The sequence below is a fragment of the Nocardiopsis sp. iso_238 genome, from assembly GCF_056173325.1.
Map to the genome: position 1 here is coordinate 5,264,247 of NZ_CM149668.1, position 25,184 is coordinate 5,289,430.

General features: G+C 70.9%; 24 protein-coding genes. 10 read left to right on the forward strand and 14 right to left on the reverse strand.

The annotated features are described in order from the left end of the window. Positions 1 to 66 precede the first annotated feature (66 nt). The 4 genes from AC0VYL_RS23705 to mca form a co-directional block, all read right to left on the reverse strand. Positions 67 to 1,071 carry an ornithine cyclodeaminase family protein gene (locus AC0VYL_RS23705; RefSeq protein WP_475481548.1) on the reverse strand — a complete coding sequence of 335 codons (1,005 nt, stop codon included), beginning with the start codon at positions 1,069 to 1,071 and terminating at the stop codon, positions 67 to 69. Positions 1,072 to 1,182: 111 nt separating this feature from the next. After that, complete coding sequence (locus AC0VYL_RS23710; protein WP_475481549.1) at positions 1,183 to 1,881, reverse strand: GntR family transcriptional regulator; 699 nt, start codon at positions 1,879 to 1,881, stop codon at positions 1,183 to 1,185. Between the two features lie 85 nt (positions 1,882 to 1,966). Next, positions 1,967 to 2,245 carry a hypothetical protein gene (locus tag AC0VYL_RS23715; RefSeq protein WP_475456102.1) on the reverse strand — a complete coding sequence of 93 codons (279 nt, stop codon included), beginning with the start codon at positions 2,243 to 2,245 and terminating at the stop codon, positions 1,967 to 1,969. Between the two features lie 5 nt (positions 2,246 to 2,250). Further along, positions 2,251 to 3,129, reverse strand: coding sequence for a mycothiol conjugate amidase Mca (mca, locus tag AC0VYL_RS23720; RefSeq protein ID WP_475456104.1), 879 nt, complete (start codon positions 3,127 to 3,129; stop codon positions 2,251 to 2,253). A gap of 156 nt (positions 3,130 to 3,285) precedes the next feature. On the opposite strand from mca, the gene AC0VYL_RS23725 reads away from it, so the two are divergent. Beyond that, positions 3,286 to 3,702, forward strand: a complete 417-nt coding sequence (locus AC0VYL_RS23725; RefSeq protein ID WP_475456106.1) for a DUF4307 domain-containing protein — start codon at positions 3,286 to 3,288, stop codon at positions 3,700 to 3,702. A 149-nt stretch (positions 3,703 to 3,851) separates the two neighbouring features. Further along, entirely contained in the window at positions 3,852 to 4,352 is a 501-nt protein-coding gene (gene greA / locus AC0VYL_RS23730; RefSeq protein WP_378745420.1) for a transcription elongation factor GreA, read from the forward strand. Between the two features lie 95 nt (positions 4,353 to 4,447). Here greA and AC0VYL_RS23735 read toward each other — a convergent pair whose 3' ends face one another. Both AC0VYL_RS23735 and AC0VYL_RS23740 read right to left on the reverse strand, forming a co-directional pair. Further along, a complete protein-coding gene (locus AC0VYL_RS23735; RefSeq protein WP_475481550.1) occupies positions 4,448 to 5,815 on the reverse strand; it encodes an SH3 domain-containing protein in 1,368 nt (455 codons plus the stop codon). 131 nt (positions 5,816 to 5,946) lie between these two features. Beyond that, complete coding sequence (locus AC0VYL_RS23740; RefSeq protein WP_475456110.1) at positions 5,947 to 7,101, reverse strand: FIST signal transduction protein; 1,155 nt, start codon at positions 7,099 to 7,101, stop codon at positions 5,947 to 5,949. Positions 7,102 to 7,297: 196 nt separating this feature from the next. Between AC0VYL_RS23740 and AC0VYL_RS23745 the strand changes: the two genes are divergently transcribed. Next, on the forward strand, positions 7,298 to 8,719 hold the full coding sequence (locus AC0VYL_RS23745; RefSeq protein WP_475456112.1) for a sigma 54-interacting transcriptional regulator: 1,422 nt from the start codon (positions 7,298 to 7,300) through the stop codon (positions 8,717 to 8,719). Beyond that, positions 8,719 to 9,840, forward strand: a complete 1,122-nt coding sequence (locus AC0VYL_RS23750; protein ID WP_475481551.1) for a VWA domain-containing protein — start codon at positions 8,719 to 8,721, stop codon at positions 9,838 to 9,840. The genes AC0VYL_RS23745 and AC0VYL_RS23750 overlap by 1 nt, the downstream gene beginning before the upstream one ends. 59 nt (positions 9,841 to 9,899) lie before the next feature. Here AC0VYL_RS23750 and AC0VYL_RS23755 read toward each other — a convergent pair whose 3' ends face one another. Both AC0VYL_RS23755 and AC0VYL_RS23760 read right to left on the reverse strand, forming a co-directional pair. Continuing rightward, positions 9,900 to 10,709: a GntR family transcriptional regulator gene (locus AC0VYL_RS23755; protein WP_475456116.1), complete on the reverse strand. Its 810-nt coding sequence runs from the start codon at positions 10,707 to 10,709 to the stop codon at positions 9,900 to 9,902. Positions 10,710 to 10,717: 8 nt separating this feature from the next. Then, positions 10,718 to 11,449 carry a GntR family transcriptional regulator gene (locus tag AC0VYL_RS23760; RefSeq protein WP_475456118.1) on the reverse strand — a complete coding sequence of 244 codons (732 nt, stop codon included), beginning with the start codon at positions 11,447 to 11,449 and terminating at the stop codon, positions 10,718 to 10,720. A gap of 299 nt (positions 11,450 to 11,748) precedes the next feature. Here AC0VYL_RS23760 and AC0VYL_RS23765 point away from each other — a divergent pair, with 299 nt between their 5' ends. Next, entirely contained in the window at positions 11,749 to 11,991 is a 243-nt protein-coding gene (locus tag AC0VYL_RS23765) for a hypothetical protein (protein WP_475463217.1), read from the forward strand. 104 nt (positions 11,992 to 12,095) lie between these two features. Here AC0VYL_RS23765 and AC0VYL_RS23770 read toward each other — a convergent pair whose 3' ends face one another. Next, a complete protein-coding gene (locus AC0VYL_RS23770; protein WP_475481552.1) occupies positions 12,096 to 13,241 on the reverse strand; it encodes a cystathionine gamma-synthase in 1,146 nt (381 codons plus the stop codon). Between the two features lie 460 nt (positions 13,242 to 13,701). On the opposite strand from AC0VYL_RS23770, the gene AC0VYL_RS23775 reads away from it, so the two are divergent. Next, on the forward strand, positions 13,702 to 14,739 hold the full coding sequence (locus AC0VYL_RS23775; RefSeq protein ID WP_475481553.1) for a hypothetical protein: 1,038 nt from the start codon (positions 13,702 to 13,704) through the stop codon (positions 14,737 to 14,739). A gap of 79 nt (positions 14,740 to 14,818) precedes the next feature. Then, the gene (locus tag AC0VYL_RS23780) at positions 14,819 to 15,940 is read left to right on the forward strand and encodes a hypothetical protein (RefSeq protein ID WP_475481554.1); all 1,122 of its coding nucleotides are present in this window, start codon (positions 14,819 to 14,821) and stop codon (positions 15,938 to 15,940) included. Between the two features lies 1 nt (position 15,941). On the opposite strand, the gene AC0VYL_RS23785 is transcribed toward AC0VYL_RS23780, so the two are convergent. Next, a complete protein-coding gene (locus AC0VYL_RS23785) occupies positions 15,942 to 16,670 on the reverse strand; it encodes an acyltransferase (protein WP_475456122.1) in 729 nt (242 codons plus the stop codon). 129 nt (positions 16,671 to 16,799) lie between these two features. Beyond that, on the reverse strand, positions 16,800 to 18,167 hold the full coding sequence (locus AC0VYL_RS23790; RefSeq protein ID WP_475456124.1) for a cystathionine beta-synthase: 1,368 nt from the start codon (positions 18,165 to 18,167) through the stop codon (positions 16,800 to 16,802). A gap of 322 nt (positions 18,168 to 18,489) precedes the next feature. Here AC0VYL_RS23790 and AC0VYL_RS23795 point away from each other — a divergent pair, with 322 nt between their 5' ends. The 3 genes from AC0VYL_RS23795 to AC0VYL_RS23805 all read left to right on the forward strand — a co-directional run bounded on the left by AC0VYL_RS23795 (position 18,490) and on the right by AC0VYL_RS23805 (position 21,284). Further along, positions 18,490 to 19,530, forward strand: coding sequence for an SGNH/GDSL hydrolase family protein (locus AC0VYL_RS23795; protein ID WP_475481555.1), 1,041 nt, complete (start codon positions 18,490 to 18,492; stop codon positions 19,528 to 19,530). Positions 19,531 to 19,594: 64 nt separating this feature from the next. Next, positions 19,595 to 20,815 (forward strand): acetyl-CoA C-acetyltransferase, encoded by a 1,221-nt coding sequence (locus AC0VYL_RS23800; RefSeq protein ID WP_475481556.1) that lies wholly within the window; start codon positions 19,595 to 19,597, stop codon positions 20,813 to 20,815. A 217-nt stretch (positions 20,816 to 21,032) separates the two neighbouring features. Continuing rightward, the gene (locus tag AC0VYL_RS23805; RefSeq protein WP_378745326.1) at positions 21,033 to 21,284 is read left to right on the forward strand and encodes a DUF4287 domain-containing protein; all 252 of its coding nucleotides are present in this window, start codon (positions 21,033 to 21,035) and stop codon (positions 21,282 to 21,284) included. A gap of 75 nt (positions 21,285 to 21,359) precedes the next feature. On the opposite strand, the gene AC0VYL_RS23810 is transcribed toward AC0VYL_RS23805, so the two are convergent. The 3 genes from AC0VYL_RS23810 to pruA all read right to left on the reverse strand — a co-directional run bounded on the left by AC0VYL_RS23810 (position 21,360) and on the right by pruA (position 25,177). Further along, positions 21,360 to 22,277, reverse strand: coding sequence for a Bax inhibitor-1/YccA family protein (locus AC0VYL_RS23810; RefSeq protein ID WP_475456131.1), 918 nt, complete (start codon positions 22,275 to 22,277; stop codon positions 21,360 to 21,362). Between the two features lie 157 nt (positions 22,278 to 22,434). Continuing rightward, positions 22,435 to 23,361: a proline dehydrogenase family protein gene (locus AC0VYL_RS23815; protein WP_475456133.1), complete on the reverse strand. Its 927-nt coding sequence runs from the start codon at positions 23,359 to 23,361 to the stop codon at positions 22,435 to 22,437. 190 nt (positions 23,362 to 23,551) lie between these two features. After that, positions 23,552 to 25,177 carry an L-glutamate gamma-semialdehyde dehydrogenase gene (gene pruA, locus AC0VYL_RS23820; protein WP_475481557.1) on the reverse strand — a complete coding sequence of 542 codons (1,626 nt, stop codon included), beginning with the start codon at positions 25,175 to 25,177 and terminating at the stop codon, positions 23,552 to 23,554. Between the last annotated feature and the right edge of the window lie 7 nt (positions 25,178 to 25,184).

Genomic DNA, 25,184 nt, shown 5'->3' on the forward strand with positions numbered 1-25,184 from the left:
CCACTGTGCCACTCCGGAGCCGGGACACGCGGCCCGGTCCCGCGCCCGTTCTCAGGCGGACGGGTCTCAGGCGGACAGGGTGATCTCCGTGCCCAGGCCCCGCTCGCGGGCGGCGTCGAGCAGGAGTCGGCCGACAGCGGCGTCCTCCAGGCCGATGCCCACGGAGTTGAACACGCTGACCTGCCGGTCCGAGGTGCGTCCGGGATGCCGACCGCCGACCACCCGGGCCAGTTCGAGCGAGCAGTCCTCGGCGGTGATCGCGCCCTCGGCCACCGCGTGCGCGACGTCGCCCGACTCGTGCAGGGCGGCCGGGGTGGAGTCCACCACGGGGAGCCCGGAGTCCCGGGCGGTGCCGAGGACGGCGGCGTCGACCTCTCGGTGGTCGGTCCGAGGCGGCGAGCCGACCGCGTTCAGGTGCTGCCCGGGGCGCAGCCAGGCCCCCTGTACGAGGGGTTCGCGGGACGGCGTCACCGTGCAGATGACGTCGGCGCCCTCCACGGCCTCGCGGGGGGAGGCGGCGGCGACCACCTCCAGCCCGGGGACCTCCTCGGCCACCGTGCGCCGGAGCGCCTCGACCGTGGCGCTGGAGCGGGACCACACCAGGACCCGTTCCAGGTCGCGTTCGTCGGCGAGGGCGACGACGTGCGCGGCGGCCAGCGGTCCGGCGCCGACCACGCCCAGGGTGGCCCAGCCCCGGCGGGCCAGGTGGCGGGTGGCGACGCGGGTGGTGGCGGCGGTGCGCAGGCGGGTGGGGACCGCGCCGTCCAGGATCGCGAGGGGTCCGCCGGTCTCCGCGTCCGCCAGGACCACCACCGACTGCTGGGTGGGGAGCCCCCGCTCGCGGTTGCCGGGGATGTCGCTGAGGAGCTTGCTGACGGCGAGGCCGCCGCTGCCGAGGAGTCCGACCATCGGGACGAACTGGGGGTCGGCTCCGGCCAGGCGCGCGGGTTCCGCGTGGGGCTGCGCGGCCCGGCCCTCGGCCAGGTCGGTGAAGGCGGTCTCCACGGCCTCGGCCGCCTGGCGGGGCGTGACGAGACCGGCGAGTTCGGAACGGGTGAGGATGAGCGTCATCGGTGCCTTCTCCGTGGGTCCACTTCCGTGCAATAGCGGTATACCACTAATCGGGACGCGGGGACACCCTCGGGCGGAGCCTCACGGAGCCGCGTCCCACGGAGCGGGGTCCTACCTCCGGGTACGGGTGCGGGTGACGTCCACCGGGTCGAACCGCTCCCACGTCTCGGCCACGGCCAGGGTCGGTTCGAGTCCGGCCGCGATGTGCGCGCGGTAGAGCGCGGCGGCGCCGTCGCCGTCCCCGGCCTCGACGAGCGCGAGCAGGCGGACGTGCTCCTCGCGCTGCTCGCGGGTGTCACGGTGCTTGGTGAGGTGGAAGAGCCACTGCACGCGGGAGTCCAGCGGGGCCATCATCTGCTGGAGGAGCGGGTTGCCGCAGGCGGCGACCACCGCCCGGTGGAAGCCCGCGTTGGCCGCGGCCGTGGCGGACTCGTCACCGGCCTTCAGCGCGTGCTCGGCGTCGTCGAGGAGGTCGCGCATCCGGCGCAGGTCGGCGTCGGTGCGCCGGGTGGCCGCCAGACGGGCGGCCAGCGTCTCCAGCTCCTCGCGGACCTCGAACAGCCGGACGACGTCCTCACGGGACCAGCTGGCCACCATGGCGCCCTGCCGGGGCACCAGGACCACCAGTCCCTCCGCCTCCAGCAGGCGCAGCGCCTCACGCAGCGGCACCCGTGAGACGCCGAGCTCGGCCGACGCCTCCCGCTCGGTGATCCGGTGCCCCGGGAGCAGTTCGAGGTCGATGATGCGCGACCTGAGCCGGTCGTGGACCCGGTCACGCAGGGAGGGGGTTCGGGAGGGCTCGGGCTGCATCCCCCCATCGTAGGCACTCCCCCCGTTCGGGGGACGCGCCCGCCGGGACCGCCCCCGCGGGTGCGCGGCGGGGGCGGACGCGGGGTCAGGCCCTGGTCGAGGAGTCCTCGGCGGATCCGCCGGCGGCGGCCTCCACCCCGGAGGTCGCCTCCTGACCGTCCTTCTCCGCCGTCTCCTCGGCCTCCTCGGTCTCGGCCCGGGCCGAGACGCCGCGCAGCTTGCCGACGAGGCTGCGCATCAGGAAGTACAGGCACACGCCGATCGCGAAGACCGCGAGGAAGCCCAGGACACCGGGTGTGACGGTGTCCTTGTCCAGCGCGAAGTCCTGGGCGAGCACCGTGGTGGACGCGAGAAGGGTGTTCATGTCACTCATACTCTCATTGCCTCGCGGACACCCGCGAAGAGGTCCTGTTCGGGGACCTCGGTGTCCACGAGCGAGCGGACCAGGTGGTAGTCCTCGGTCGGCCAGGCCTCGGCCACGACCTCGTTGGGCACCGCGAACCAGAAGCCGTTCGGGTCGATCTGGGTGGCGTGCGCACGCAGGGCGTCGTGCGCGATGTCGAAGTACTCGCTGCACTCGACGCGGGTGGTGATCTCCCAGCGCGGGCGCTCGCGGTCCTTGAGGCGCTCCATCCACTCCTCGAAGGGGTTGTCCAGGCCGCGCTCGGCCAGGATCTTCGCCAGGGCCTCGAACCGCTCGGGCGGGAACGAGACGAAGTAGTACAGCTTGAGCGGCTGCCAGGGGTCACCGGCGTCCGGGTAGGCGTTCGGCTCGGCCGCGGCGTCGAACGCGTGCATCGACACCTTGTGGGTCATGATGTGGTCGGGGTGCGGGTAGCCGCCGTTCTCGTCATAGGTGAGGATGACGTGGGGGCGGAAGCGGCGGATCGCGGCCACCAGGGGCTCGGCGGCCTCCTCCACCGGAAGGGTCGCGAAGCAGCCCTCGGGGAGCGGGGGCAGCGGGTCGCCCTCGGGCAGGCCGGAGTCGACGAACCCGGCGAACTCCTGCTCGACACCGAGGATCTCGCGGGCGCGGTTCATCTCCTCGCGACGTACCTCCGCGATGTTCTCGCGGATCTCGGGGCGCTCCATCGCGGGGTTGAGGATGTCACCGCGTTCGCCACCGGTGAGGGTGACGACCAGCACTTCGGCGCCCTCGCGGGCGTAGCGCGCCATGGTGGCGGCACCCTTGCTGGACTCGTCATCGGGATGGGCATGGACGGCCATAAGCCGCAGGCGCTCGGACAACGAAGGCTTCTCCTTGGCTCGGTCGACGGCCACTGCACGCGGCTGTCCGACACCACCCCGGATCACGGCGTGGACGACTCACGTGCGGGCCGCGTAGGGGGGCTGTCAGGTCGGGGATATCTTAGACAACACCGTCCCCTCGCTCGGAGATTCCCAATGTCAGCGACCCCGGAAGATGATGCCGTGAACAGTGCCGACACCGCGCCAGCGCTACGCAAGCGCCACGGCAACGGGCCCGTCTTCTTCGTCGTCGCGACGGTCTTCGCGGTGGCCGTCAGCGTCGGCTGGGGCTACTCCGTCATGAACTACACCGGGCTGAGCGGGGGCGTGTACCACCAGGTGGTGGCGGTGACCGCGCCCACCGGTGACGCGGCCCGGATCGACTTCGAGGTGAACAGCAAGAACGGGGCCGAGTGCCTGCTGCGCGCGCTGGACAGCCAGATGGTCGAGGTCGGGACCGAACGGGTCGAGGTGGAGGGCGGGAACCGAATGGTCAGCCAGACCGTTGAAACGGTTCGTCAGGCTTCCACGGTAGAAGTGGCCTCGTGCAGGGAACAAGGTTCGCAAGACTGATCCACCGAGCCTTCCCCCTGTTCGGCCCAGGTACCGGAACGGAGCCCCCGAGAACGGCGTCACCGGTGCGCGATCGCGCACGGTGATATTCTCGTGAGTTCAGCTCTGGCCGCCTGGTGGCCATTGCTACTAGTACACAAGGAGTTCCCGTGACCCAGACCCGCGATGACAACGTCACCTGGCTCACCCAGGAGGCGTATGACCGGCTCAAGGGAGAGCTGGACCACCTGTCGGGGCCCGGGCGCATCGAGATCGCGGAGAAGATCGAGGCCGCCCGTGAAGAGGGCGACCTGAAGGAGAACGGCGGCTACCACGCCGCCAAGGAGGAACAGGGCAAGATGGAGGCCCGCATCCTCCAGCTCACCGAGATCCTGCGCACGGCGAGGGTCGGCGAAGCGCCCCGCACCGAAGGCGTGGTCGGCCCCGGCATGACCGTCACCGTCAAGTTCGACGGCGACGAGGAGGAGGTCACCTTCCTGCTCGCCTCGCGTGAGGAGAGCGGCTCCCCCATCGACGTGTACTCCCCCAAGTCCCCGCTCGGTTCCGCCATCAACGGCAAGCCCGTCGGCGAGACCGTCAGCTACAACCTGCCCAACGGCAAGAGCCTCGGTGTCGAGATCATCGAGGCGGTTCCCTACAGCGGCATGTGACACGCCGCCGTACGGCCACCGGGTGGACCAGGCGCGTATGAGCAGTACGACAGGGGCGGCTCCGGCCGCCCCTGTCGTGTGTCCGCGTGCCTCCGCTAGGGCCTGACGCACTCGGGGGCGTTCGTTCCGCCCTCCGCGAAGGCCGCCGGGACGTAGTGGCCCTCACCGATGCGGTACCAGACGTCCGAGACACCGGTGGGTCCGGTGGCCCGGTCTCCGGTGGTGCGGCAGGCCACGTCCACGTTGGCCTTGTGCGCGGCCAGGCCCACGGTGTCGAACCCCGTGCCCGGCCCCTCCCGCACGACCACCGGATCGGTGCCGGTCGCCGTGGTGATCTCGGCGCGGGCCCGGTACTCGGCGGTCCACAGGTAGTCGACCCGCACCCACCCGTTGGTGGGCAGCTGGAGCCCCTGGTGGAACGCGCCGTCCGCGAGGTCGATGCCCGCGGGGTTGCGCACCTGGCGACCGAAACCGTCGAGGCCGTTGTTGTGGTTCTCGGTGTAGGCGGCCTGCGCCTGGGGGCGGCCCCGGTCCAGGTCCCGCCAGGACTCGCGGTCGTCGTTCCAGTGGTCGTCGGTGATGTTCCACGGTCCGACGTCCCACACGGGCAGGTAGGCACAGCGGGGGACGTGGTTCTCGGTGTCGCCGCTGGCGTCGGGGCCCAGCGCGCCGGTGCTGCACACCCGGACGGTGTACTCCCCTCCGCCCCGGGTGGACAGGCCCCGCCGTGAGGGCAGCGCCGCGAACTGGTCGTCGGTGCGGACCGTGTGGCCGTTGGCGGTCTTGTTGCCGACCAGGCCGATGCGGGTGGCGAAGAGGCGTGCGGAGAACGGCCTCGGAAGGTCGTCGCCCCGTGCCTCCTCCGCTCCGCCGCCGGAGCCCTCGACGGAGACCTCCGGATCCCCGGTCCGGGGGTCCGGAGGGGTTCCGGTGCCCTCGACCGCGCGGACGCTGACCTCGGTGACCGAGGTCCGATCGCCCCGCTCCCGCGACGCCGAGGCGCCCGTCGCCTCCACCCCGACCCTCAGCTGGACCTCGCTGACCGCCTCCGGCAGCGTCACCCGGCCACCGCCGGTTCCGGTCGGGTGCCACTCGGTCCACATGCCGTCGGCGCGGACGCCCCGGGCCTCCGTGAGGACCTCCTCGGCGTCCCCGGTGACGCGCACGGCCACGTCGAGGGTGTCGGTGGCTCCCTCCAGCTCCTGTTCGGGGAAGGTCGCCAGCCCCGCGCGCCGCTGGGCCGGGTCCAGGCGCGGGGAGGCGCCGAGCCGCTCGGTCGCCTCCCCGGTGTTCAGGCGCAGCCCCTCGGCGTCCAGGGTGAGCCCGATCCGGTCCGCCGAGGACAGGTCCTGCTCCAGCCAGGCCGACTCGGCCAGGGCGGCGCCGGGTGTCGCCAGCGGAGCCAGGAGGGCGAACGCCCCGAGGGCAACGAGGGACGTGGTCGTGCGCCGGTTGTCGGCCATCGTTCCTTCTCTCACCAAACACGCAAAGTGATGAATCTAGTCACTCTTAGTAATCACCCTGGTGTGCCCGCACTCAAGCAGGTTGGTCAGGGTGTTGGTGATCCGAGGGTAAAAGTCCGACTTGGCGGCTCTCAGGCGGCGAAGGCCAGCAGGCAGGCCGTGAAGCCGTGCACGTGGTTCACCCCGGCGACCGGGCCGATCTCCCCCGCCGCGAAGAAGCCCGCCACGGGGCCCGCCCCGAGGATGCGCCGGACCGCGAGGACGTCGTGGTCGGACTGCGGGAACAGCGCCTCGCCCCGGCCGTTGCACGAGAACAGCAGCCCCGCGCCCACGGCGTGCTCGGCGCCGAACTCCGTCAGCTTGCGGGCGAGGTCCTCGTCGGCCGTGCCGGAGTCGCGGACCTGGAAGCGGACGGTCTGGCCGACCTCCACCATCTCGTCGATGGTCAGCGCCCCGAACTCCGGGTCCACGTCGCTGAGGGTGCGGATGAGGAAGTCGCCCTGTTCGTGGTGGTCGGCGTACTCGTCCATCGCGATCCCGATGTGCAGCCCGCGCGAGGCCAGCTCGCGGTCCTCCTCGGAGAGCTCCTCCACCAGGCTCTCCAACCGCTCGTAGGCGTTGGTCCCGGCCAGCTCCAGCACGAGGTTGCCGTCGGCCTTGGTGATGGTCATGCTCGGTCCGACCGGGCGGCAGCCCTGGCTGACCACCGTGCCCAGCACCCCCTCGCCGCCGATCAGCACGCCGACGGCGCCGTTGTCGGCCACCTCGCCCTCGCAGAACAGCCGCACGGACTCCTCGCCGCGCAGCCCGTCGGCCATGCCCCCGACCAGCGGAAGGCCGCCCAGGGCCGCCGTGGTCTCGCGGACGAACGCCTGGGTGGGGAACTCGTAGGGGTTGGTGAGCAGGATTCCGGCCCGGTCGCGCGGGGACGGCTCACGCATGCCCACCACCGCCAGCTGGTCGCCCTCCACGACGGTGTCGAGCCGGAAGGGGGTCAGTTCGACCCCGGGCAGGCGGGCGCACCACACGCTGACCGCGCCCTGGCCCTCCACGCCCCGGCCGCCGCCGACCACGCCGGTGGCGCTGCACCCCAGGGTGAGCGCGTCGCCGGTCAGCTCCATGACCCGCCTGCCGGCGAGCGTGACCTCGTCCGGGTCCGCCCCGCTGACGAAGAAGCAGACCAGGTCGGCCGGGCCGTCCATCTGCTCCAGGGCCTGAAGCGCGGCGCGCTCGGCCGCGTTCACGAGGTCGGCCCCCGTCGTCAGTGCATCGCCGAACCTAGCCACCAGCTGCCACCCCCGCCTTCACCGGTCGTGCGGACCGGTCCCTGGGAACCTTGCCGTCTCATTCTTCCATCCGGACTCCCAACAGGAGCTTTCCTCCTGGTGGCCGCTCAAACGCCCCGGCCCCGGCGTGTGTGCCCCGGATCTTCCCCCCTTACGGGGAGGGCGGTACCGGCCGGGCACGCCCTACACTCCCCTTGTGACCCATGCCGCACAAGCTCCGAGCGGGCTCCCGCGCACCCGTGCCGCGCTGCGCGAGTCCGGCCACGTCCTCCGCACGACCACGGCGGAGGTGCGTGAGAACCTGCTGGCCCGGATGGCCTCGGGCCGCCCCCGCTTCCCCGGGGTGCACGGATTCGACGACTCCGTGCTGCCCCAGCTGGAACGGGCGCTGATCGCCGGGCACGACGTCGTCCTGCTGGGTGAGCGCGGCCAGGGCAAGACCAGGCTGATCCGCACCGTCGCGGGGCTCCTCGACGAGTGGAGTCCCGTGGTGGAGGGGTGTCCGGTCAACGACCACCCCTTCGCCCCGGTCTGCCCCGCCTGCCTGCGCCGGAGCGCGGCCGAGGGCGACGGCCTCCCCGTGGCCTGGCGGCACCGCGACGCCCGGTACGGCGAGAAGCTGGCCACGCCCGACACCGGCACCGCGGAACTGATCGGTGACGTGGACCCGGCCCGGCTGGCCGAGGGGCGCTCCCTCGGTGACCCCGAGACGATCCACTACGGCCTGCTGCCCCGCGCCAACCGCGGCGTGTTCTGCGTGAACGAACTCCCCGACCTGCCCGCGCGCGCCCAGGTGGCCCTCTTCAACGTGCTGGAGGAACGCGACCTCCAGGTGCGCGGCCACACCCTGCGCCTCCCCCTGGACCTGCTGCTGGTGGCCAGCGCCAACCCCGAGGACTACACGAGCCGGGGCCGCATCGTCACCCCGCTCAAGGACCGGTTCGGTGCCCAGGTGCGCACGCACTACCCGCCCGGCCTCGACGACGAGCTGGCCCTGATCCGGCAGGAGGCGGCCCTGCCCCCGGGCACGACCGTCCCGTCGCACCTGTTGGAGAGCGTGGCCCGCTTCACCAGGCTGGTACGCGCCTCCAACCGGGTGGACCAGCGTTCGGGGGTGTCCGTGCGTTTCTCGGTGGCCGCCGCCGAGACACTGGCCGCCTCGGCGCTGCGAAGGGCCGCCCTGACCGGGGAGGAGGTGCCGGTGGCCCGGGTCTGCGACCTGTCCGGGGTGGCCGAGCCGCTCCTGGGCAAGGTGGAGTTCGAGACCGGTGCGGAGGGCCGCGAGGCGTCGGTCCTGGAGACCCTGCTGCGCCGGGCGGTGGCCGAGACCTTTCGCGCCCGGCTGGGTGAGGCGGACCTGGAACCGCTCAGCGACCGGTTCACTGGCGGCGGGACGGTGGAGAGCGGCGACCTCGTGGGCGCCGCCGAGCTGCTGCGCCGGGTGGGTACCGTGCCCGGGCTGTCCGACCTCCTGGAGCGGGCCGCCCCCGAGTCGGTCGACGGGCCGCCCACGCCGGGGCTGGCCGCCGCCGTGGTCGAGTTCGCGCTGGAGGGGCTCTACCTGGAACGGCGGCTGTCCAAGGACACCGTGCCCGACGGAGGTGTGTACCGCTTCTGATGAGGTTCAGGTACCGGGAGTACATGGGTGGCCCCGACCCCCTGGCCGAGCCCGATCCGCCCCCTGAGGAGGCGGTGCGGGCCGCCGAGAGCCTGCTGGAGATGATCGCCGGGGAGCGCTCCGAGGAGGACGCCCCGCAGGAGGCGCTCACCGCCGCCGAGGAGGCGCTGACCCGCTATACCGAGGGCGACCGCGACGCCCTGGCCGGATGGGACACCGGGGCTCTGCGGGGCTTCCTGGGTGCCGCCGCGTCCGGGCTCCTGGAACGCCTGGACGCCGCCGACCACGGGCTGACCCCGCGCGAACTCCACAGGCTGGGCGAGGTGGCGCTGGGCGAGATCGAGTCGGCGCGGCGCGCCGCGCCCGGGAGCCACCGGGGCGGCGACGGCGCGGGCGGCGAACCCACCGGTGCCGCGCTCGCCCACGACGGCCGCGACCGTGCCCTGGACGCCGTCGCGACCCTGCGTGAGGCCATGCTCCGCCGCGCCGCCGAGGGTGTGTCCGCCGCTCCCCTGCGGGCGGAGGACGTCCGGTACGCGGAGACCGAACCGGCGGGGGCAGCCGCCGTGTGCCTGCTGGTGGACCTGTCCCACTCGATGACCGCGCGCGGCCTGCACGAGGCCGCCACCCGCACCGCGCTGGCCCTGCACACCCTGGTGCGCACCCGGTACCCCGAGGACCGCGTCCTGCTGGTCGGGTTCGGTGACCGCGCCCGCGAGATGACCCCCGCCGAACTCGTGGAGTACGACTGGCGGCGCGTCCCCGGCACCAACCTCCAGCACGCGCTGCACCTGGCCCGGCGGCACCTGCGCCGCCACCGGGGGCTGAGCCCCCTGGTCCTGGTGGTCACCGACGGAGAGCCCACCGCGCACCTGGGCGAGGACGGGGACGCCCGGTTCGCCTGGCCGCCCGCACCGCGCACGGTGGAGCTCACGGCGGCCGAGCTCGACGCCGCGCTGGCCGAGGGCGCCGGGATCACGTTCTTCCTGCTCGCGGACGACCCCCGGCTGCGGGAGTTCCGGGGGCTGCTCGAACGCCGCCGGGGCGTGGGTGTGGTGGGCGCGGACGCGGAGGCCCTGGGGCCGATGGTGATCGACCGGTACCTGCGGCGCCGCCCCTGAGCCGGGTCGGTGCCCGAGGACGGGTCGGTACCCGAGGCGGGTCAGTGCCCCAAGACGGGTCAGTGCTCGAAGACGCTGACGTCGGAGTCCATGACCGGCAGGTCGTCCGGGGCGTCGCCGCCCGCGTACAGGAGCTGGTGGCGGTTGGCGGGCATGAGCGTCTGGGTGTAGCGCAGCGGGCGCTGGCCCTCGTAGGTCACCCGTTCCTGGACCAGCAGGGGGAGGCCGGGCCCCAGGCCGAAGGCGTCCGCCTCGTCCTGGGAGGGCATCCGCGCGCCCACGACGTCCCAGTTCCAGTTCTCGTGGAAGCCGAGCTCCCGCATGACCGAGCCGATGCCGTTCTCCAGGTACTCGGGCGACATCAGCGGGGTGTTGTTGGCGATCCCGAACGGGAAGTAGGTGACGTGGGACTGCCACAGGCCGCCGTCCACGTAGTACTCCGAGGAGCGGATCACGACCAGTCCGCCCCCGGCAGCCTGGCCGTCGACCGCGTCGACCAGCCGCTTGGCCACCTTCGGCCGCATGGTGTCCAGGCTGACCTTGACCTTCTCGTCGATGTTGCTGTATCCGGCCTGCCGTAGCCGGTCGTGGTAGCCGAGGTCGAACCGGGCGGGGTCGTCGGATCCGTCCGGGGTGGCCTTGTGCATGACCGGGTGGTGGTCCGAGACGAAGGCGCCCCGGCCGACGCGGATGGAGACGCGGCCCTCGTCCTGGAGGATGCGCATCCCCAGGCGCGCGGTGGCACGGGAGACGTCGAGCTCGTCCGCGAGCTCCTCCTCACCGGGGAGCCGGTCGCCCGGACGGTAGTCGCCCCTGGACAGGGCCTCGCGCAGGTAGTCGGCGACCACGGTCTTCTTCGTCGCGCTCATTGGCTGGATCAGTCCCGGTAGTAGGCCTGGAGGTTGCCGTGCTCGAACTGGTAGCGGATGCTGTGCCCCGCGTGGACAGTGTGCACCATCCGCAGGGGGCGGTCGTCGGAGTAGTCGGTGCGGTGGACGTTGAGGACCGGGACCCCGGGCGGGAGTTCGAGCTCCGAGGCCTCCTGGGGGGTGGGCATGCGCGTCTCCAGCTCGTCCACGTACCCGACCTGCCGGTGTCCGTGCTCCAGGAGGACGGACAGGGCGCTCTCGACGTTCTCGGGGATCATGAGTGAGGTGCCCTGGACCAGGTCCACCGGGTAGTACGCGGAGCTGATCGACCCCGAGCGCTCACCGGAGAAGCGGTGCATGCGCCGGACCACCGTCATCTCGCCCTCCGGGACGCGGAGTCGGCTGGCGATGTCGGGGGTGGCGCTGAGCAGCTGGAGCTCCTCCAGGGTCAGTCCGCTCATGTTGAACTCGTTGAGCCCGTCGGGGCCGCCCGCCTTGCGGGTGGCGTAGAAGATCTCGGGGACCACGTCCTGCACGAAGTGCCCGCGTCCGGGCCTGCTGACGATGAGCCCCTGGTTGCGCAGCATGCCCAGGGCGAGGCGGATCGTGTTGCGGGAGGCCTCGAAGCGCTCCTCCAGCTGCTTCTCCGAGGGGAGTTGCCCACCCAGGGGCAGGCTCCCGTCCTGGATCTCCCGCCGCAGGACACGGGCGATCTGTCGATATCTGCTCTCTGCCCGCATAAGTCCGCCCTAGGAGGGGTAAAAGACCAACAACACAGCTTGTACCAACAAGCTAGGTGCTACGCCAGCAGAACAGGTCCCACTGGTTTTCCTGAACCCATCCTAGAGGAAGGTGACCCTCAGTACAGGGCGCCCCGGCCCCGAATCGGAGATCCCCCGCATGCACAGCCCCCTCCAGGACCACCCGCCCCATACCGCCAGAGGAACCCGCGACCGATGAACCCCAGCCCTACTCTCCCCCGGTGCACCAGGGGGCCGACCAGGAACTGACGACCACCGACACAGAGGACAACTTCCCCATGCAGATCGCCTTCGCCCTCCTCATCCTCGCCGGACTCCTCCTTCTGGGACTCGCCACGGGGTTCCTTCTCGCCGTGTCCATCGGCATCCGGCGCCAGGACCGCAACGGCACCTACCGTTCCCTGCGCCAGGACGGCAACCACAGCGCGCTCTCCCGTTCGAGCCGGGCCGTCGTCGGCCTGCGCTTCCGGGACGACCGGCGCGAGCTTCCGGACAGCGGCCGTACCCCCACCGCCGTCTGACCGGACCCACGTCCGAGGAGCACCACCGAGGCACAGGCCGCGACGGGCCCGGCACACGGCCGGGGGACCCGCGCGGCTCGACGCGGGCACCCCGAACCGGGAGATCAGCCCTCCAGGGCCTGCGTCAGGTCCGCCACGAGGTCGTCACCGGACTCGATGCCCACGGAGATCCGGACCAGGTCGGCCGGCACCTCCAACGGGGAACCAGCGGTGGACGCGTGCGTCATCCGCCCCGGGTGCTCGATCAGGGACTCCACCCCGCCCAGCGACTCACCCAGGGTGAACACCCGGGTCCGCTCGCACAGCTCCAGGGCGGCCTTCTCCCCGTCACGCAGCGCGAAGGAGACCATGCCACCGAACGAACGCATCTGCCGCTCGGCGATCTTGTGCCCCGGGTGGCTGTCCAGGCCCGGGTAGTAGACCTTGCGCACCGCCGGGTGGCCCTCCAGGGCCGCCACCACGCGCTCGGCGTTCTCGCTGTGGCGGTCCATCCGCACGCCCAGCGTCTTGACCCCGCGCAGGGTCAGCCAGGAGTCGAACGGGCCGGGGATGGCGCCCATGGTGTTCTGGTGGAAGGCCAGCCGCTCGCCCAGCTCCGCGTCGGCCACGACCAGCGCGCCGCCGACGACGTCGGAGTGCCCGCCGATGTACTTGGTCGTGGAGTGCACGACCACGTCGGCGCCCAGGGTGAGGGGGCGCTGGAGGTAGGGGGAGGCGAAGGTGTTGTCCACGACGTGCAGCGCGCCGGCGTCGTGGGCGACCTGCGCGACCGACTCGATGTCGGTGATGCCCAGCAGCGGGTTGGTGGGCGTCTCCGTCCACACCACCTTGGTGTTGGGGCGCATGGCGGCGCGGACCGCCTCCACGTCGGTCTGGTCGACGGCGTCCCAGCTGACGCCCCAGCGCTCGACCACCTTGGAGATGAGCCGGAACGTGCCGCCGTAGGCGTCACCGGGGATGATGACGTGGTCGCCCGGGGAGAGGACCGCGCGCAGCAGGGTGTCCTCGGCCGCCATACCGGAGGCGAAGGCGAGGCCGCGCGCCCCGGACTCCAGGGCCGCCAGGCACTCCTCCAGCGCGGTGCGCGTGGGGTTCTTGGTGCGGGAGTACTCGTACCCCTGTCGCATCCCGCCGACGCCGTCCTGGGCGTAGGTACTCGTCTGGTAGATCGGCACAACCACGGCGCCGGTACCGGCGTCCGGCTCCTGCCCCGCGTGGATGGCCAGCGTTTCAAAACCGTCGAACTTCATGGGTCCAGCCTAGTGCCCCGAACCCCGCCGGAACCCTTTGTCAACAGGCATATCTCAGGATGTGGTCACCCTCTTCCCGGGCACCGCCCGGCTCGGCTGGAGCCGACACGGCGAAGGCCCTCGGACCCAAGTCGCGGCGGGCGGGGTGCTCTTCGTCACACAGGAACCACTCGCGGCTTCCCGCGGAGCCCGTGGACCTGACCTGCGAATTCTCGAAATTCTCGACACAGGGGCATTCCACACCAATACTGAGCCCCTAAGTTCCACCAATGCAACATTGGACCATATGGCCTGCTTAGAGCCTTAGCGACAATCGCAAAACCAAGCGGCCCCACCGATTCGACATCCTCCCAGCGATTGACACGATGCCACTGAGTTCCCTAACCTGAAAACGAAATATCCCCCACGAAGGAAGAGCACCCCCATGCCTTCTCTCTGCCATTCCATGGCCAGAACGTCAGTGATCAGTGCCATCGCACTCTCTCTCACGCTGACGACAGTGGCTCCTGCTTCCGCGATGACCGAAGCTTCATCCCAGGCGGATGCCGAAATCACGAGCTCTAGAATCGCATTCGACGATATCGATGTCATTTCCAATCCAAGCGAGAGCATCGACGCCGTAGCGCTCACTCTGGCCAGTCCGGAACGTACTTCTTGGAACGCCACCGCCAAGGATGTCAACTACGCCCGAATCACCGACCCAACTGCTGGCGGCGGTGATATCGAAGTAGTTTGGGACGTCGGAATCAAGCCTTCTTCGATCGATGTCGCCTATGCCGACTTCGGTGAATACGGTGGCCAGACCGGCTTTGGCGCCCTGGTGGAGGAAGATGCTAACGCCGTTGACATGCGCACTGTGGCCAACGACGAATCCGTCGCCAATCCTGAGAACATGTACCTGGACCACAGATTCTGCCTCGACTTCTTCTACGAACCCAAGTACGCTCCGGATCAGAGCGTTCCCGAACTCAATCAGAAACACCACCTGACCACCTGCTACGAGAAGTTCGCCGAATCGGGAACCACATTGTGGGGCTACTACCGAACCGCAGTGTGGACCAACGCGATCCCGAACAACAGGCCAGCCATTTCACCTCAGATCATTGACTTCTCTGCTCGCACCCAACCCTGGAACGGGGACGAAGGGTTCGTTAGCGAGATGGTCCAATGGGCACCGAAGGAGATGGAGGTCGACTGCACGGACAGAGCCGAGGTGACCATCGGGTCCGGGGTAGCGTCGCTCACCTTCCCCATCACCGACTGCGAACACACCTGGATCGACGCGGTTCCTACCCAGGGCAAGCTCGGCCAGATCTTCGACGGAACAGAGGACCGTCAGAAGACTTTGAGCTACGGCATGCTCCTGGAGGCCACCAGTCCGGCGTTGGTCCCGAAGCTTGCCGACTACACGTGGACCGAGGTACGCCACCGGGGCCCCCAAGGTGTGACCGACGTCGACACTATTCTCTGGCGGGACCTGGGATGGGTTCCCTGGTAGATCCTCAGAGCAGTTTGTGAGCTTGGCATGAGGGCTTCCGGAGGAATTCGGAAGCCCTCTCATCATAGAAATGAAGTCCATGCGCCGTTCCGTCCCCCTCAGAGCCGCCGCCACGGCGTTGGCGGTCCTGTACACCACGTCGTGTTCCCCGGAACCCGAACCGGTCGACGCCGCGGCCTCCCTGATCGAGGACGCTCCGCTCCAGGGACGCTACGGACACTCCGTGGTGTGGACCGGGCACGAAATGATCGTCTGGGGAGGTCAGGCGGGAACGGATTTCGACGACGGTGCCGCCTACACGCCGGAGACGGACACGTGGCGCGCCATCGCGCGCCCCGAGGGCTTTCGGGGACGGCACGGACACACCGCCGTCTGGACGGGCGAGGAGATGATCGTCTCCCAGGGGCGGGCGGGAGGGGGCGGCCTCGTGGACGGCGCAGCGTACGACCCTCGGACCGACCGATGGCGCCCCGTTTCGGACGCACCCGCCTCCACCGGGTCCCTCACCGCGTTCATGGCCGGAGACCACATGGTCACGGTCGCCCGGGAGACCGTTCTCGTCCATGACGTCGCCGCGGACTCGTGGGCACGGGAGGAGGTGGACTTCACCGTGGTCGACGGCGCGCCCACCCCGGAAGGCGAAGTCGCCCTGGTGGGCGTCGACCCGGAGGGAGAGGCCAGGGCCGCGCTGTTCTCCCCCGTGGACGGAAGCACACGGGGGCTGTCCACCGCAGGGATCGGGCCGGGGCCGTGGTCCAATCTCGCGGTCGCCCCGGACCCCGACGGCGCCCTGTGGGTCCTGCTGGCGAACACCGAGAGCAAGGAGTTCGCCGAGGCCTTGACCGCGCGCCTCTACCGGCGGGACCCCGGACCGGAGGGCGAGTGGACCCTGGTGCGCACCGACCCCCACGGATTTCTCGTCCCGGCCAGCGGGACCGGGGTACGCGGCGGGCTTCCGGCGTTCACCGTCTGGGACGGGGACCGGCTCCTGTCCGTGCGCGACGCCGCGGTGGGCGTCCATCCGGGTAGCGGGGACGACCTCGTGTCCCTCAGGGTCCCCACCGATCTGGGCCCCTGCCTGTCCAGCAGGTACACCGTGCGCGCCGGAGACGAGCTCCTCGCGTGGTCCGGCCCCACCTGCGCGTCGGACGAGCCGGTCACCCACCCGCCCACCGGGCTGCGCGTCGCTCTCAGGCCGTGAGTCAGGCCGGGGGGAAGCGGGTCGGGGAACCCGGCTCGGGAGGCTCCGTGGGTGCCTCGGGGGGCAGCCCGGAGACCGGGGTCGGGACGCGGGTCGGCGTCCCCGTCTCGCGCAGGGGCGGGTCCCAGCCGAGCTCCTGGTCGTGGGTGCGCACGACCTTCCCGGGGACACCCGCGATCACCGCGTGGTCCGGGTACCGGCCCGGCCGCACGACGGTCCCGGCCGCCACCACGGAGTTCCGCCCCAGGTGCACCCCGGGCAGGATCACGCTGTTGGCGCCGAGCCAGCTCCCGTCCCCGATGCTCACCGGGTCGTCCACGGGCCACTGGAGGCCCACGGGGATCTCCGTGTTGGCGTAGGCGTGGTTCTGGTCGGTGATGTAGACGTACGGCCCCGTGTACACGTGATCCCCGATGTCCACCGAGCGGTGCGCCACGATGTGCGACCCCCGGCCGATGGCGCAGCCCGACCCGATGCGCACGACCGTGCCCTCACCGAGGTCGTAGTCCGGCCCCATCCCGGCCGCGAGGGTCATGTCCCCGCCCAGGACGGTGTGCACGCCGATCTCGATCCACGGCTCACCGTAGAGGGTGGCCGTGGGGAAGGCGATCGCGGAACCGACGCCGAAGCGCGCGAACTTCCGGGCCGCCCTGGAGTCGGCTCGGATCTCTCCGTGGCTCCGCGCGTACGACCAGGCGGAGCGGATGATCCAGTTGAGGAGCCGCGACACGGGTGCACCTACTTAGTTACCGGCCAGTACATACTGACGCGAACATTAGCAGTGTCCGAGTATGCGGCACTGTGTCCGGTGCGTGAACCCCGGGGCCCGAACCTCGTTCGGAACCCCGGGGAGCCGGGATCAGCCGGACAGGTGGGCCAGCAGGTCCTGACGGGTGAGGATGCCCACCGGCTTGCCGTCGCGGAGCACCACCAGCGCGCCCGAGGTGCGCAGCAGACGCACGCAGTCGCTCACCGGCGTGCCCGTGCCCACCGTGGACAGCGGCTTGCCCATGTGCGTCTCGACGAGGTCGTCCAGCTCGGCCCGACCGTCGAACAGGGCGTCCAGGAGGTCCCGCTCCGCGATGGAGCCGACCACCTCGGCCGCCATGACCGGCGGCTCCTCCTTCATCACCGGCAGCTGGGAGACGCCGTACTCGCGCATGATCGCCACGGCGGTGCCGACCGTCTCGTCCGGGTGACTGTGCACGAAGTCGGGCATCTCGCCCTCCTTGTCCGCGAGCACCTGGCCGGCCGTGGCCTCCTCGGTCTCGGCGGACAGGAAGCCGTAGTCGGCCATCCACTCGTCATTGAAGATCTTGCCGAGGTAACCGCGGCCGCCGTCGGGCAGCAGCACCACGATGACGTCGTCCGGACCGGCGTCCTTGGCCACGCGCAGGGCCGCCTCGACCGCCAGACCGCAGGAGCCGCCCACCAGCAGGCCCTCCTCCTTTGCCAGGCGACGGGTCATGAGGAAGGAGTCCTTGTCGCTGACCGGCACGATCTCGTCGCAGATCGCCGTGTCGTAGGTACCGGGCCAGATGTCCTCGCCCACGCCCTCGACCAGGTACGGACGGCCGCTGCCGCCCGAGTACACCGAACCCTCGGGGTCGGCGCCGACGACCTGGACGGAGCCCTTCGAGGCCTCCTTGAGGTACCGGCCGGTGCCGCTGATCGTCCCGCCGGTGCCGATACCCGCCACGAAGTGGGTGATCCGGCCCTCGGTCTGGTCCCAGATCTCCGGACCCGTGGAGTGGTAGTGGGACTCCGGGTTGTTCTCGTTCTCGTACTGGTTGGGCTTCCAGGCACCGGGGATCTCGGCGGCGAGGCGGTCGGAGACCGAGTAGTAGGACTCGGGGTGCTCGGGCGCGACCGTGGTCGGGCACACCACGACCTCGGCCCCGTAGGCGCGCAGCACCGACAGCTTGTCCGGGCCGACCTTGTCGGGGCAGACGAAGACGCAGCGGTAGCCCTTCTCCTGCGCCACGAGGGCCAGACCGATTCCGGTGTTACCGGAGGTGGGCTCGACGATCGTGCCGCCCGGCCTGAGCTCTCCGCTCTTCTCCGCGGCCTCGACCATGCGCAGCGCGATGCGGTCCTTGACCGACCCGCCCGGGTTGAAGTACTCGACCTTGGCCAGGATCGTCGGGGCCAACCCCTCGGTGACCTTCCGAAGACGGACCAGGGGGGTGTCTCCGACCAGGTCGATCAGTGAGTCGTGTACCCGCAACTTCGCTCCTTCGCATCGTGGCGACCGGGTCTTCGGCCCGCCCGTGTTGTTTCCCCGGTGACGTCCGAGGCAGATGGGGCCGGTCCGGCTCCCCACCAGACTCTAGGCCGATTTCACCGGTCTCGCGCCGCTCACCTGGATCAAGGCGCCGACGCGCGGTGTGGACCGGTTCGGACCAGTGGACCGGTACCCCGTACCGGGGCGACCGACTTCGGTGACCCCCGGGCACGATTGTGTGCCCTTCGGGTACGTGACCCCGAGGAGGCCCGCCGGTAACGTCGGTGGGGAGAACTGGCTGGTCGGACGCTTCCGGGGGGTACCGATGCTGCGAGCCGCGCGAGCCCGGCGCATCGCCGCCGCCACCGCGTTCGGCGGCGGCGGGCTCACGCTGGTGGGCGGTGGCACCGTCGCCCTGCTCTACCTCCAGGCCCGGCTGGCCCAGAACGCGATCGGCCACACCCCGTGGGACCGGCCCAGGGCCAACGGCACCTTCGGTGAGGGTGAGGGGCCGCCGCTGCGCCTGCTGATGCTCGGTGACTCCACGGCCGCGGGATTCGCGGTGGACGAGTCCTGGCAGACGCCGGGGGCCCTCCTCGCCGCGGGGATCTCCGCCGCCGCCGACCGCCCGGTGTGGCTGCGCTGCACGGCCAGCCCGGGTGCCACCTCCGCCGATCTCGACTCCCAGGTGGAGCGGTCCGGGGCCCGCCAGCCGGACAGGCGCTACGACGTCGCGGTGGTCTTCGTGGGCGCCAACGACGTCATCCGCCGGGTCCGCCCCAACGACGCCGTGGCCGCGCTGCGCGAGGTCACCGCCGAGCTGGTCGGGCTGGGCACCCCCGTGGTGGTGGCGACCTGCCCCGACCTCGGCACCGTGCGCCCCATCGGCTGGCCGCTGCGGTCGGTGGCCCGCCGCGCCTCACGGCAGCTGGCGGCCGCGCAGACCATCGCGGTGACGGAGGCGGGCGGTCGCACGGTCTCCCTGAGCGACATCCTCGCGGACGACTTCCGCACCGACCCCCACTCGATGTTCGGGCCGGACCGGTTCCACCCGTCCGCGCGCGGGTACGCGCAGGCGGCCTTCGTGGTCCTGCCCTCCGCCTGCGCCGCCCTGGGCCTGCTCCCCGAACTGGACGAGGCCGGGCGCACCGAGGGCGTCCTGCCGGTGGACCGCGCCGCCGTGGTGGCCGCGCAGACCCCCGGCACGGAGGTCACGCGCGCCGCCGACCAGACGTCGAGCGGGGTCCACGGCAGGTGGACGGCGCTGGTCCGGGGGCCCTTCCGCCTCGGCGCGGGGACCCGGCCGACACCGCCCGAGTCCCCCGAGGAGGAGGACGCGCCAAGGCCGACCCCGGGTGGCGCGTGAGGGCGCCCGGCGGGTTAACTGGTCAGTAACAAGTCTCGCCGTGACCCGAACAAGGACGAAGAACATGCCCGAAGCAGTCATCGTCGCCACCGCGCGCTCCCCGATCGGCCGAGCCTTCAAGGGCTCCCTCAAGGACCTGCGCCCGGACGACCTGACCACCCAGATCGTCGGCGCCGCCCTCGCCAAGGTCCCCGAGCTCGACCCGAAGAGCATCGACGACCTCATGCTCGGCTGCGGCCTCCCCGGCGGCGACCAGGGCTTCAACCTGGCCCGCATCGTCGCCGTGCAGCTGGGGCTGGACACCGTCCCGGGCACCACCGTCACCCGGTACTGCTCCTCCTCCCTCCAGACCACCCGCATGGCCTACCACGCCATCAAGGCGGGCGAGGGCGACGTGTTCGTCTCCGCGGGCGTGGAGACCGTCAGCCGCTTCGTCAACGGCAGCAGCGACAACCCCCAGAACGAGAACCCCCTCTTCGCCGACGCCAAGGCCCGCACCGAGAGGCGCAAGGAGGGCGGCCAGGGCACCTGGACCGACCCGCGCGAGGACGGCCTGCTGCCCGACGCCTACATCGAGATGGGCCAGACCGCCGAGAACGTCGCGGAGATCACCGGTGTCTCGCGCCAGCGCCAGGACGAGTTCGCCGTCCGGTCGCAGAACCTCGCCGAGAAGTCGCTGGACAACGGCTTCTGGGAGCGGGAGATCACCCCGGTCACCCTGCCCGACGGCACCGTGGTCAGCACCGACGACGGCATCCGCCGCGGCACCACCTACGAGAAGGTCTCGCAGCTCAAGCCGGTGTTCCGCCCCGACGGCACCGTCACCGCGGGCAACGCCTGCCCGCTCAACGACGGCGCCTCCGCGCTGGTCATCATGAGCGACACCAAGGCCAAGCAGCTCGGCATCACCCCGCTGGCCCGCATCGTCTCCACCGGCGTGACCGGACTCAGCCCCGAGATCATGGGCCTGGGCCCGGTCGAGGCCTCCAGGCAGGCCCTGGCCCGCGCCAACATGGCCATCGGTGACATCGACCTGGCCGAGATCAACGAGGCCTTCGCCGCCCAGGTGCTGCCCTCCGCCGACCAGCTGGGCATCGACATCGACTCCCAGCTGAACGTCAACGGCGGCGGCATCGCCGTGGGTCACCCGTTCGGCAGCACCGGCGCCCGCATCACCGGCACCCTGATCAACGGCCTCCAGTTCCATGACAGGACCTTCGGTCTGGAGACCATGTGCGTGGGCGGTGGCCAGGGCATGGCCGCCGTCTTCGAGCGCCTGAGCTAGTACGCGCCGCGTGCGGGAAGGGGCCCCGGATCCGGTCCGGGGCCCCTTTTCCGTGCCCTCGGACCGCGCGGCGCCCCCGTATCGCCTGCGGATGTCCCAGGGGCAAACGTTCCCACTCCGCCAAGGTAAAAGCTGGTGGCCGGGTCTTGTCCCCGTCGGAATCCTGATGCAGGGTCACAGGTAAGTGCCACACGTTCAACGCGCTGCGGAGGTGCCTATGACGGTGACCCACTCGCCGGAGATCCACGCAAAGCTCATCGAACGCATCCCGGTCGTGACCGGCCGAGGACTCCACGAGTGGTTCGACTCGCTGGACCAGGGACCGGGCCTCCTGCGCCCCACGGACCGGTCGCGCTGGCTCGCCGACGAGTACGACCTCACCCACGGCTACGCGCACGCGATCGTCACCGAGTACGACCGCCGCCGCCGGAACCGCTCCATCCCGTCGCCCCGCCCGAAGTCCGCCTGACCCGCCGACACGGCGGAGGGGCCGCCCCCGGGAAGATCCCGGGCGACGGCCCCTCGTCACGTGCGGCGTTGCCTACTAGTCCGCGAACATCGTCTTGATCAACCAGAGCAGACGCAGGATCTCGATGTACAGCCAGACCACGGAGACGGTCAGGCCGAAGGCGAACTGCCAGGCGAACTTGTTCGGGATGCCGGCGTTGACGCCCTCCTCGATGCCGCGGAACTCGATGGCGAGGGTGAGCGCGGCCAGGACGACGAACACGATGCCGACGCCGAGGCCCAGCCAGGTGGGCTCACGCAGGCCCATGCCGCCCGCGATGAAGAAGCTGAGCACGAAGTTGACCAGCATCAGCGCGGCCGCACCGAGCACGGCGTAGGAGACGGCCTTGACGAAGCCGTCGGTCACCTTGATGATGCGGAACTTGTACAGCGCGAGCATCACACCGAAGACGGCGACGGTGCCGATCACGGCCTGGGAGACCAGAGAGGTGCCCGCCGAGGGGTCGCCCATCTGCATCGACAGCATGTTGCCGAGCACGGCCGACAGACCGCCGACGAGCAGGCCCTCCAGGGCCGCGTACGACAGGATCGCGACCGGGTTGGTGATCTGCTTGAACGCGATCACCAGGCCCAGGATGAGCCCGCCGATCATGCCCAGGAACATCAGGCCCATGGCCAGGCCCGGGTTGCCCGAGAAGAAGAGGAAGTAGTTGATGACGCCGAAGAGCGCGACGGCGCCGAGGGTCATGCCGGTGCGCACGACGACGTCGTCGATCGTCATCGGCTGCTCGGCCTGCGCCTGCTGGGGGTAGCCCTGCTGCGGGTAGCCCTGCTGGGGGTAACCCTGCTGGCCGTAGGGCTGCGGGTACGCCTGTCCGTAACCCTGCTGCCCGTAGCCCTGCTGACCGTAGCCGGGCTGTCCGTAACCCTGCTGGGGTCCGGACTGCTGCTGAAGCGCCCGCTTGAGGACGGGGTTGGAACTCCGCATCCGCATGTCTAGTAATGGCCTTTCACGCGTGGATTGCTGCCCACAAAGTAACGTACGGCCCGGACCAGGGGTTCCGGGGCCAAGGTCACCGTTGCGAAACGGGGCCCGCGCCGACTCACGTCGGTGCGGGCCCCGCCGCCGTCGCACGTGGCGACGGCCACTCCTAGTTGCGGGTCACCAGGGACCGCGCGAGGAAGAGCATGTTGGCCGGGCGCTCGGCCAGGCGGCGCATGTAGTAGCCGTACCACTCGTCGCCGTAGGGGACGTAGACGCGCATGCGCTTGCCCTCGGCGGCCAGGCGGACCTGCTCGCCGTCCCGGATGCCGTAGAGCATCTGGTACTCGTAGTCGTCCGCGCCGCGGCCGTTGGCGGCGGCCAGCTCACCGGCGATGGCCACCATGCGGGGATCGTGCGAGGCGACCATCGGGTAGCCGTCGCCCTCCATGAGGACCTTCAGCGCCCGCACGTAGGCCCGGTCGACCTCGTGCTTGTCGCGGAACGCCACCGACTCGGGCTCGTCGTAGGCGCCCTTGCACAGGCGCACGCGGGAACCGGCGCCGCTGAGGTCGCGGCAGTCGGCCACGGTGCGGTGCAGGTAGGCCTGGAGCACCGCGCCCACGAACGGGAAGTCCTCGCGCAGCTCGCGCAGGATGCCCAGCGTGGAGTCGGTGGTGGTGTGGTCCTCCATGTCGAGGGTCACCGTGGTGCCGATCGCCTGCGCGGCCTCCGCGATCAGGCGCGCGTTCTCCAGCGCGATCTTCTCGCCGTCCTGGTTCAGGAACTGGCCGACGGCCGACAGCTTGACGGAGACCTCGGCGCGGTCGCCCAGACCGGCCTCACCGAGGGCGGCGAGCAGGTCCTGGTAGGCGGTCACGGTGGCGGTGGCCTGGGACAGGTCCGTGGTGTCCTCACCAAGGAAGTCCAGCGTGACGAAGCGGTCCTTGGCCAGCTCGTGGACGGCCGGAAGGGCCTCCTCCTGGCTGGAGCCCGCGACGAAGCGCGTGACCATGGCCCGGGTCATGGGAGTGCGCTCGACGATCTTGCGGCAGGTGGCGGACCTGGCGGCGAGCAACAGGGGCTTACGAAGCATGGTGACCTCGAAGAGACGTGCGCGAGCCGCAGGGGCTGGCGCGGGCGATGCGCGCGGGCGGTGTGCCGTCCGCGCGGTGGGTTCCTCGGGGGGCCGGGGCCCGCCCACCGGTGCTCGCGGCACCGGGGAGCGGGCCCCGTGGTGGCGGCGGCCCCCTTCGGACGGAAGGAGGGGGCGCGGCCGCCGGTGACTACCCCTGGTGGGGGTAGGAGGAGACCGTCGGCGCGACGAACGTCTCCTTGATGGCGCGCGGGCTGGCCCAGCGGGACAGGTTCTGGGCGGAACCGGCCTTGTCGTTGGTGCCGGAGGCGCGACCGCCGCCGAAGGGCTGCTGACCGACGATGGAGCCGGTCGGGCGGTCGTTGATGTAGAAGTTGCCGGCCGCGAAGCGCAGGGCCTCGGTCGCCTTGGCCACCGCGGCGCGGTCGTTGGCCAGGATGGCGCCGGTCAGGGCGTACGCGGAGCCCTCGTCGACGATCTTGAGGACGTCCTCGAACTTGTCGTCCTCGTAGACGTGGACGGCGATGACCGGACCGAAGTACTCCGTGCGGAACACGTCGTTGGTCGGGTCGGTGCCCTCGATGATGGTGGGGCGCACGAAGTAGCCCACCGAGTCGTCGACGGTGCCGCCCGCGACGATGGTCAGGGTCGGGTCGGACTTGGCGTCCTCCAGGACCTTGGCCAGCTTGTCGAAGGAGCGGCGGTCGATGACGGCGCCGACGAAGTTCGACAGGTCGGTGACGTCGCCCATGGTGAGGGCCTCGGTCTCCGCGACCAGGTCGTCGCGCATCTTCTCCCACACCGAGCGGGCGACGAAGGCGCGCGAGGCGGCGGAGCACTTCTGGCCCTGGTACTCGAAGGCGCCGCGCACGATGGCGGTGCGCAGGATCTCCGGGTCGGCGGAGGGGTGCGCGACGATGAAGTCCTTGCCACCGGTCTCGCCCACGATGCGCGGGTAGGAGCGGTAGTTGGAGATGTTCTCGCCGACGCTCTTCCACAGGTGCTGGAAGGTCTTGGTGGAACCGGTGAAGTGCACACCGGCCAGCTCGGGGTCGTTGAGCGCGATGTCCGAGACGGCGAGGCCGTCACCGGTGACCATGTTGATGACGCCGGGGGGCATCCCGGCCTCCTCCAGGAGGCGCATGGTGAGCTCGGCGGCGAACTGCTGGGTCGGGGACGGCTTCCACACGACCACGTTGCCCATGAGGGCGGGGGCGGTGGGGAGGTTGCCCGCGATGGCGGTGAAGTTGAAGGGGGTGATCGCGTAGACGAACCCCTCCAGCGGACGCTGCTCCATGCGGTTCCACACGCCGCGCACGCTCAGGGGCTGCTGCTCCATGAGCTGGCGGGCGTAGGCGACGTTGAAGCGCCAGAAGTCGATGAGCTCACAGGCCGAGTCGATCTCCGCCTGCTGGACGGTCTTCGACTGGCCGAGCATGGTGGCCGCGTTGATCGTGGCGCGCCAAGGGCCGGCGAGCAGTTCGGCGGCGCGGAGGATGATCGCGGCGCGGTCGTCGAAGGACATGGCGCGCCAGGCGGGGGCGGCGGCCTTCGCGGCGGCGACGGCGTCGCGGGCGTCCTGGTGGGTGGCGTTGCGCATGGTGCCCAGGACGGACGCGTGGTTGTGCGGCTGGACGGCGTCGATCGGCTCGCCGCCACCCATACGGCTCTCGCCGTTGATGCGCATCGGCAGGTCGATGCTCTCGCGACCGAGCTCCTCGAGCTTGGCTACGAGCTCGGCGCGCTCCGCGCTCCCGGGCGCGTAGGTGAGAACGGGTTCGTTCACCGGCTGCGGGACGTTGGTCACGGCGTCCATGGGCACC